The organism is Streptomyces sp. NPDC001980 (genome assembly GCF_040296885.1).
Lineage (GTDB): Bacteria > Actinomycetota > Actinomycetes > Streptomycetales > Streptomycetaceae > Streptomyces.
Map to the genome: position 1 here is coordinate 1 of NZ_JBEOYD010000097.1, position 7,652 is coordinate 7,652.

Annotated in this window: 6 protein-coding genes and 1 pseudogene; 5 read left to right on the forward strand and 2 right to left on the reverse strand. The window is 72.4% G+C overall.

What is annotated here, in order from left to right; genetic code table 11:
- Window positions 1–317: 317 nt before the first annotated feature.
- Complete coding sequence (locus ABT137_RS50720) at window positions 318–758, reverse strand: pyridoxamine 5'-phosphate oxidase family protein (RefSeq protein ID WP_351720805.1); 441 nt, start codon at window positions 756–758, stop codon at window positions 318–320.
- 247 nt (window positions 759–1,005) lie between these two features.
- Here ABT137_RS50720 and ABT137_RS50725 point away from each other — a divergent pair, with 247 nt between their 5' ends.
- Entirely contained in the window at window positions 1,006–1,386 is a 381-nt protein-coding gene (locus ABT137_RS50725) for an STAS domain-containing protein (RefSeq protein ID WP_351720808.1), read from the forward strand.
- A gap of 27 nt (window positions 1,387–1,413) precedes the next feature.
- Here ABT137_RS50725 and ABT137_RS50730 read toward each other — a convergent pair whose 3' ends face one another.
- Entirely contained in the window at window positions 1,414–3,798 is a 2,385-nt protein-coding gene (locus ABT137_RS50730; protein WP_351720811.1) for a phosphoketolase family protein, read from the reverse strand.
- A 41-nt stretch (window positions 3,799–3,839) separates the two neighbouring features.
- Between ABT137_RS50730 and ppk2 the strand changes: the two genes are divergently transcribed.
- From ppk2 to ABT137_RS51190, 4 genes and pseudogenes are all read left to right on the forward strand, one after another.
- On the forward strand, window positions 3,840–4,643 hold the full coding sequence (gene ppk2 / locus ABT137_RS50735) for a polyphosphate kinase 2 (protein ID WP_351720813.1): 804 nt from the start codon (window positions 3,840–3,842) through the stop codon (window positions 4,641–4,643).
- Window positions 4,644–5,015: 372 nt separating this feature from the next.
- On the forward strand, window positions 5,016–6,737 hold the full coding sequence (locus ABT137_RS50740) for a SulP family inorganic anion transporter (RefSeq protein ID WP_351720815.1): 1,722 nt from the start codon (window positions 5,016–5,018) through the stop codon (window positions 6,735–6,737).
- A 161-nt stretch (window positions 6,738–6,898) separates the two neighbouring features.
- Entirely contained in the window at window positions 6,899–7,363 is a 465-nt protein-coding gene (locus tag ABT137_RS50745; RefSeq protein WP_351720817.1) for a cyclic nucleotide-binding domain-containing protein, read from the forward strand.
- Between the two features lie 89 nt (window positions 7,364–7,452).
- Window positions 7,453–7,652 (forward strand): annotated as a pseudogene (locus tag ABT137_RS51190) (hypothetical protein); the annotation flags it as partial.

Consider the following 7,652-nt stretch of genomic DNA (forward strand, 5'->3'; position numbering starts at 1 on the left):
TCCTCCCGACCCCGTCGACTCGTACACCGGCAGGTCCGGTCAAAGCCCACCGTAGTGGGCACCGACCGCGTCGGGCACCTGGATCGGGCAAGTCGGGCGGGCGTCCCCGCAGCGCGGCGGACCCGACCGGAACGGGACATCCGTAACGGGTGCGCCGGCCGAGCCGTAAGGGCCGACCGGCCCCGAAACGGTGACCGTCGGCGCCTGTCGCGGGGCACGGGCCGGGAGGAGACTGGGCTCAGGAGCGGCACCGATCCCCCGCGGTGTCGCTCCGCGCCGTCCGGGCCGACGGGAGCACTGCGGCAGCGTGGCGGGGTTCAGGAGATGGGGTCCAGGCCGTACCGGGTGCGGCCGCCGGTCAGTTCCCGTCCGGTGACCAGTTCCGGCTCGATGCGGACGAAGACCTCCCGCGGGGACGGAACCCAGGACCTGGGGCCGTCCCGGACGAGCCTCGCGTGTTCGCCGGGGTCCCTGACCACGGCCGCACGGCCGGTCACGACGACGCTCCAGCCGGCCTGTGCGACGGCGTCGACCTCGTCGGCCTCGAACGCGACGACCGAACCGTCGACGGCCCGCACCAGCTCCGAGGCCGCGGACGTGCGCAGGACCACCGCCCCGTCGCGGTCCAGGCCGAAGTTGACGGGCAGCACGGCAGGCAGTGCCCCGCGCGTGTGGACGATACGGCCGACCGGCACCCCGGTGAGCAGCCGCAGGCACTCCTGCCGGTCGAGTTCACGGAATCCGTCGTTGGCATACATCGGCCGTCTCGTCTCCCAGGTCTCTCACGACAGCTCTCTCACGTCTCTCACGACAGCTCTGCCACCGCAGATCCAGCGTGTCCCGGCTCGGCGGGGTCCGCGTGGGGCCGTTCGGCCCTTGTCGGCCGCCGGACGGGCCCTCCCGTGCCGGAGCGCCGCAAGACGGGCCGTTCGGGCCCGCCGCCGGGGCGTCGTGGGGGCCGAACGGCCCTTCCGCCCGACCCGCCGACTGGACTTCGCTCTCTTCATGGCCGACAACCACACGAGGTCCGCGACGTGCCGCACGACCCGTACCGACGGGGGCACCACCGTCGTCACCCTGTGCGGCGACCTCGACCTCCTGTCTGTTCCGGTCCTCTCCGCGGCCCTCGACCACCTGACGTCCGGTGCGGAGCCCGACGTGGTGTTCGACCTGAGCCCCGTCTCGTTCATCGACTGCTCCGGCCTCGGTCTCCTGTGCCGGGCCCGCAACCGGATCCGGTACCGCACCGGCAGACTGCGCCTGGTCGCACCGGACGACGACTTCCGCCGGCTGCTGCGCCGCACCGGGCTGGACGAGGTGTTCGAGCTGTATCCGGGCCTCCCCGAGGCGCTCGCCGGCGGAGACGCCCCCGGAGCGGTCGCCTGACCGGGCCCACGCCCGCATCCGGGACGTTCAGCCGTTCCAGGTCCAGTCGGCGACCTCGGGCAGGTCGGTGCCGTGGGCGCGGATCCAGGCCTGGTGGCGGGTGCGCACGTCGGCCATCTGCTGGCGTACGGCGGCGGCCCGGACGGCGAGGCCGGGGACCCGGTCGATGACGTCCATGACCAGGCGGTAGCGGTCCAGATCGTTGCGGACGACCATGTCGAACGGGGTGGTCGTGGTGCCGGACTCCTTGTAGCCGCGCACGTGCAGGTGCTGGTGGCCGGTGCGGCGGTAGGCGAGGCGGTGGATCAGCCAGGGGTAGCCGTGGTAGGCGAAGATCACCGGTTTGTCGGTGGTGAACAGGCCGTCGTACTCGAAGTCGGTCATGCCGTGCGGGTGCTCGTCCTTCGGGAGCAGCCGGGTCATGTCGACGACGTTCACCACCCGCACGGCCAGTTCCGGCAGCTGGCGGCGCAGCAGCTGGGCGGCGGCCAGCACCTCCTGGGTGGGCACGTCACCCGCGCAGGCGAGCACGACGTCGGGCTCGCGAGTGCCGTTCTCGGTGCCGGCCCACTCCCAGATCCCGGCGCCGCGCGCGCAGTGCACGCGGGCCTGGTCCATGGAGAGCCAGTCGAAGCAGGGCTGTTTGCCGGCCACGACGACGTTGACGTAGTCGCGGCTGCGCAGCGCGTGGTCCGCCACCGAGAGCAGGGTGTTGGCGTCCGGCGGGAGGTAGACGCGGACGACCTCGGGGCTCTTGTTGAGGACGTGGTCGACGAAGCCGGGGTCCTGGTGCGAGAAGCCGTTGTGGTCCTGGCGCCACACGTGGGACGTGAGCAGGTAGTTGAGGGAGGCGACGGGCGCCCGCCAGGGCAACTGCCGTGCCGTCTTGAGCCACTTGATGTGCTGGTTGACCATCGAGTCGACGATGTGCACAAACGCCTCGTAGCAGGAGAACAGCCCGTGCCGGCCGGTCAGCAGATAGCCCTCCAGCCAGCCCTGACAGGTGTGTTCGGAGAGGATCTCCATCACCCGGCCGTGCCGGTCCAGGTGTTCGTCGACCGGCAGCCGCCCGGCCTGCCAGGCCTTGCCGCTGACGCCGTAGACGGCCTGGAGCCGGTTGGAGGCGGTCTCGTCCGGGCCGACCAGCCGGAAGTCCCGGCGCGCCCCGGTGTCCTCCATGATGCGGGCCAGGAAGTCGCCGAGGACGCGGGTGGGTTCGTGCAGGGCCATACCCGGCTTGTCGACGGGGACGGCGAACTCGTCGAGGTCGGCCAGGGGCAGGTCGCGGACGAGCAGCCCGCCGTTGGCGTACGGCGACGAGCCCAGGCGGCGGGCCCCGTCGGGGACGCAGGCGAGCACGTCGGCGACCGGCCGCCCGTCGGAGGCGAAGAGCTCCTCGGGCCGGTACGACCGCAGCCACGCCTCCAGCTGCCGCAGGTGCTCGGGGTTCTCGCGGACGCCGGCCAGCGGGACCTGGTGGGCCCGCCAGGTGCCCTCGACGGGCACGCCGTCCACCTCGGCCGGACCGGTCCACCCCTTCGGCGTCCGCAGCACGATCACCGGCCAGTGCACCCGCTCGGTGACCCCCTCCTCGCGCGCCGAACGGTGCATCACGGCGATCCGGTCCAGCGCGTCGTCCATCGCCGCCGCCATGGCCCGGTGGACCTCGCGCGGGTCATCACCCGTGACATGGATCGGCAGATGGCCGTAGCCGCGCAGCAGTTCGTCCAGTTCGGACTCCGGCAGGCGGGCCAGGACGGTCGGGTTGGCGATCTTGTAGCCGTTGAGGTGCAGGATCGGCAGGACGGCGCCGTCGTGGACCGGGTCGAGGAACTTGTTCGAGTGCCAGGAGGCGGCCAGCGGACCGGTCTCCGCCTCGCCGTCGCCGATCACACAGGCGACCAGCAGGTCCGGGTTGTCGAGCGCCGCGCCGTAGGCGTGGGAGAGGGAGTAGCCCAGCTCGCCGCCCTCGTGGATCGAGCCGGGTGTCTCGGGGGCCACGTGGCTGGGCACCCCGCCCGGGAAGGAGAACTGCCGGAACAGCCGGCCCATCCCCGCCGCGTCCCGGGAGACGTCCGGGTAGGTCTCGCTGTAGCTGCCCTCCAGCCAGGAGTTGGCCAGCACGGACGGGCCGCCGTGGCCCGGCCCCCACACGCACAGCGCGTCGAGACCGCGCGCCCTGATCACCCGGTTGAGGTGGGTGTACACGAGGTTCAGGCCCGGTGAGGTGCCCCAGTGGCCGAGCAGCCGGGGCTTGATGTGCTCGGGCCGCAGCGGTTCGGTGAGCAGCGGGTTGGACATCAGGTAGATCTGGCCCGCCGCGAGGTAGTTGGCGGCACGCCAGTGCGCGTCCAGGGTGCGCAGTTCCTCGTCGGACAGTACGGTGGCGTCCTGGTGTTCGACCTTGGACATCGGATGGCTCCATGGGTAGGTCATCGGGCGGTGGAGGCGGCATGGCCGGCAAGCAGGCGGCGGAGCTGCCGCGCAAGGTGTACGAGGCGGAACTGCTGCGGTTGCAGACCGAGTTGGTGAAGCTGCAGGAGTGGGTACGGGCCACGGGTGCACGTCTTGTAGTGATCTTCGAGGGACGGGACGCGGCCGGCAAAGGCGGGACGATCAAACGGGTGACCGAGCACCTCAATCCACGGATCGCCCGGATCGCGGCGCTGCCGAAGCCCACCGAGCGCGAGCGCACCCAGTGGTACTTCCAGCGGTACGCGGAGCATCTCCCGGCGGCCGGGGAGATCGTGCTGTTCGACCGGTCCTGGTACAACCGGGCCGGCGTCGAACGCGTGATGGGTTTCTGTACGAAGGAGGAGTACCAGCTCTTCCTGCGGCACTGCCCGATCTTCGAGCGGATGCTGGTGGAGTCCGGGATCCTGCTGCGCAAGTACTGGTTCTCGGTGAGCGACACCGAGCAGCAGGACCGGTTCCGCAAGCGCCTCGACGATCCGCTGCGGCGCTGGAAGCTCTCGCCGATGGACCTGGAGTCGATCACCCACTGGGAGGCGTACTCCCGGGCGAAGGACGAGATGCTGGTCCACACGGACGTCTCCGACGCGCCCTGGTACGTCGTGGAGAGCGACGACAAGCGCCGGGCCCGGCTGAACATGATGGCCCACCTGCTGTCGACCGTGCCGTACCACGACGTGCCGCCGCCGGTGCTGGAGCTCCCGAAGCGGCCGCCGTCGACCGGCTACGAGCGCCCGCCGAGGGATCTGCAGACCTACGTCCCCGACCACGCGGCGAGCCTCTGAGCGGCAGCCGGTCACCGCGGTCACGTCCGCTCGGGTACGACGCCCGGTGCGACCGGGACCGTACGGGTCCCTCGACGGTCCCGGTGCGGGTGCTCGTGCACTGCCATGGCGGCGGTCCCTTCTGGGAGTCGGGGACGGCGAGTGCGTTTCCTGACGCCTCCCACCCTGGCGGGACGGGCACGGGCGCGCCGGATGCCGAAGGTCGGTACCCGTTGGGCCGAACGGCCCTGTCCGCGCGCCCTGTTGAGCATGTACACGGCGTGTGCGTCGCGGCGCGACGAGGACCGACGGATGACGAGAACCGACGGATGACGAGGACCGACGGATGACCAGGACCGACGGATTCCGGGCGCACCGGACGGAAGGCGAGGCATGACCCACGGCAGCGGCGGACCCCCGGGGTGGCACCGGCTCGTGCCTGGACTCGCCTCGCTGCTCGGCTACCGGCGCGCCTGGCTGAGGGGCGACCTGCTGGCCGGGGTGACCGTCGCCGCGTACCTGGTGCCGCAGGTCATGGCGTACGCCGGGGTGGCCGGGCTGCCCCCGGTCGCCGGCCTGTGGGCGATCCTGCCCGCTCTGGCCCTGTACACGGTGTTCGGCTCCTCGCGGCTGCTGTCGGTCGGTCCGGAGTCGACGACCGCCCTGATGACGGCCACCGTGGTCGCCCCGCTCGCCACCGGTGACCCCGGCCGGTACGCCGTACTGGCGGCCGGCCTCGCCGCCACGGTCGGCCTGCTGTGCCTGGTCGCGCGGGCCGTCCGCCTGGGCTTCCTGGCGGATCTGCTCTCCCGCCCCGTCCTGATCGGCTACCTGGCCGGCGTCGCTCTGATCATGGTCGTGGACCAGCTGCCCAAACTCACCGGAGTACCGGGGACGGGAACCGAGTTCTTCCCCCAGCTCTGGTCGTTCTTCACCCACCTGGGCGAAGCCCATGCGGCGACCGTGGTCTTCTCGGCGGCGACGCTGCTCTTCCTCCTCGTCGTCACGCGGTACTTCCGGGTGCTCCCCGGCCCGCTGCTGGCCGTGGTCCTGGGCACGGCGGCCGTGGTGGCGTTCGACCTCGACGAGCGTTACGGCATCCGGGTCATCGGCACGGTTCCGGCGGGCCTGCCCGCCCTCGCCGTGCCGGACCCGGCCGAGCTGCCGCGCCTGGTGCTCCCCGCGCTCGGGGTCCTCCTGGTGGCGTACACGGACTTCATCCTCACCGCCCGCGCGTTCGCCGGCCGCGGCCCCGACCCGGGTCCCGAGCTCGACGCCGACCAGGAGTTCCTGGCCCTCGGCATGGCCAACCTCGGCGCGAGCGCCCTGCACGGCTTTCCGGTGAGCAGCAGCGCCAGCCGCACCGCCCTGGCCACCTCGGCGGGGGCCCGCAGCCAGGCGTACTCCCTGGTCGCAGGCGCCCTGGTCCTCGCGGTCCTGCTCTTCCTCAGCCCCCTTCTCACCCGGACGCCCGCCGCGGTGCTCGGCGCCCTGGTCGTCTACGCGGCGACCCGCATGACGGACCTGGCCGGCTTCCGCCGCCTGGCCGCCTTCCGCCGCCGCGAACTGCTGCTCGCGCTCGGCTGCCTGGCCGGGGTCCTCGCCCTGGACATCCTGTACGGCGTGCTGGTCGCCGTCGGCCTGTCGGTGGCCGAACTGCTGACCCGGGTGGCCCGCCCGCACGACGCGGTCGAGGGCCTGGTGCCCGGTGTGGCCGGCATGCACGACATCGACGACTACCCCACCGCCCGGACGATCCCCGGTCTGCTGGTCTACCGCTACGACTCGCCCCTGTTCTTCGCCAACGCCGAGAACTTCCACCGCCGGGCCCTGGCCGCCGTCGACGAGCAGACCGCGCCCGTCCGCTGGTTCGTCCTCAACACCGAGGCCAACGTGGAGGTCGACATCACGGCCCTCGACGCGGTGGACGCCCTGCGCCGCGAACTGACCGCGCGCGGCGTCGTCTTCGCCCTCGCCCGGGTGAAGCAGGACCTGCTGGACAGCCTGGAGGCGTACGGCCTCGCGGACACGGTCGGCCACGACCGCATCTTCCCGACCCTGCCGACGGCGGTGACGGCCTACCGCGCGTGGCTGGCGGCACAGCCGGGCCGGTAGCGCGGGGGCCGGGCACGGCTCTGCGGGGAGCGGCCGTCCGGTCCATGGCCGTACCGAAGGTCCCGGGCCGAGGGGACCGCTCGGCCCATGGCGGGCCCGGCCCCGGCACCGCACGCTGGCGGTGGTAGCCCGTACCCACGTCCCGTCCCGGGAGGCATGCCATGAACACCCCGTCGACCCTCAGCATGCTGCGCGTCCTGCCCGCCGACCGGCAGCGGCAGCTGATGAGCCACGCCCGGGAGGTCACCTTCCCGCAGGGCACGCGGCTCTTCGAGGAGGGCGGTCACGCCGACCGGTTCTGGATCATCCGCACCGGCCGCGTCGAACTCGACATGCACGTCCCGGGCCGCCGTGCGGCCGTCATAGAGAGCCTCGGCCACAACGAGCTCATCGGCTGGTCCTGGCTGTTCGCACCCCCCGTCTGGCACCTGGGCGCCGCGGCCACCACGCCGGTACGCGCCTACGAGTTCGACGCCGCGACCGTGCTGGCCCTGTGCCAGGACGATCCTGCGCTGGGCAACGCGGTCAGCCAGTGGGTGGGCCAGGTGCTCGCGCACCGCCTGCGCGCGGCCCGCAAACGGCTGCTGGACCTGTACGCCCCGTACGGCGCCGGCACGAGCGTCTGACGCCCTCCCCCATCGACGCACACCGCGCCGGTGCGGCAAGTGGGGCCGGTCGGCCCTAGTGCGACCGGCCCCGGCGGACGATGATCCTCATGGGCGGCCCGCGGTCTGCCCTCAGTCCGGGACAGCCGGGGAGCCGGGACAGCCGGGGCACCGGGGAGCCAGGTCACCGGGGACAAGGGGACGTCATGATGTCGGAGCCACGCACCTTCTCGGAGCAGGACCCGATCCGCGTGTTCCTGCTGGACGACCACGAGGTCGTCCGGCGCGGCCTGACGGACCTCCTCGACGC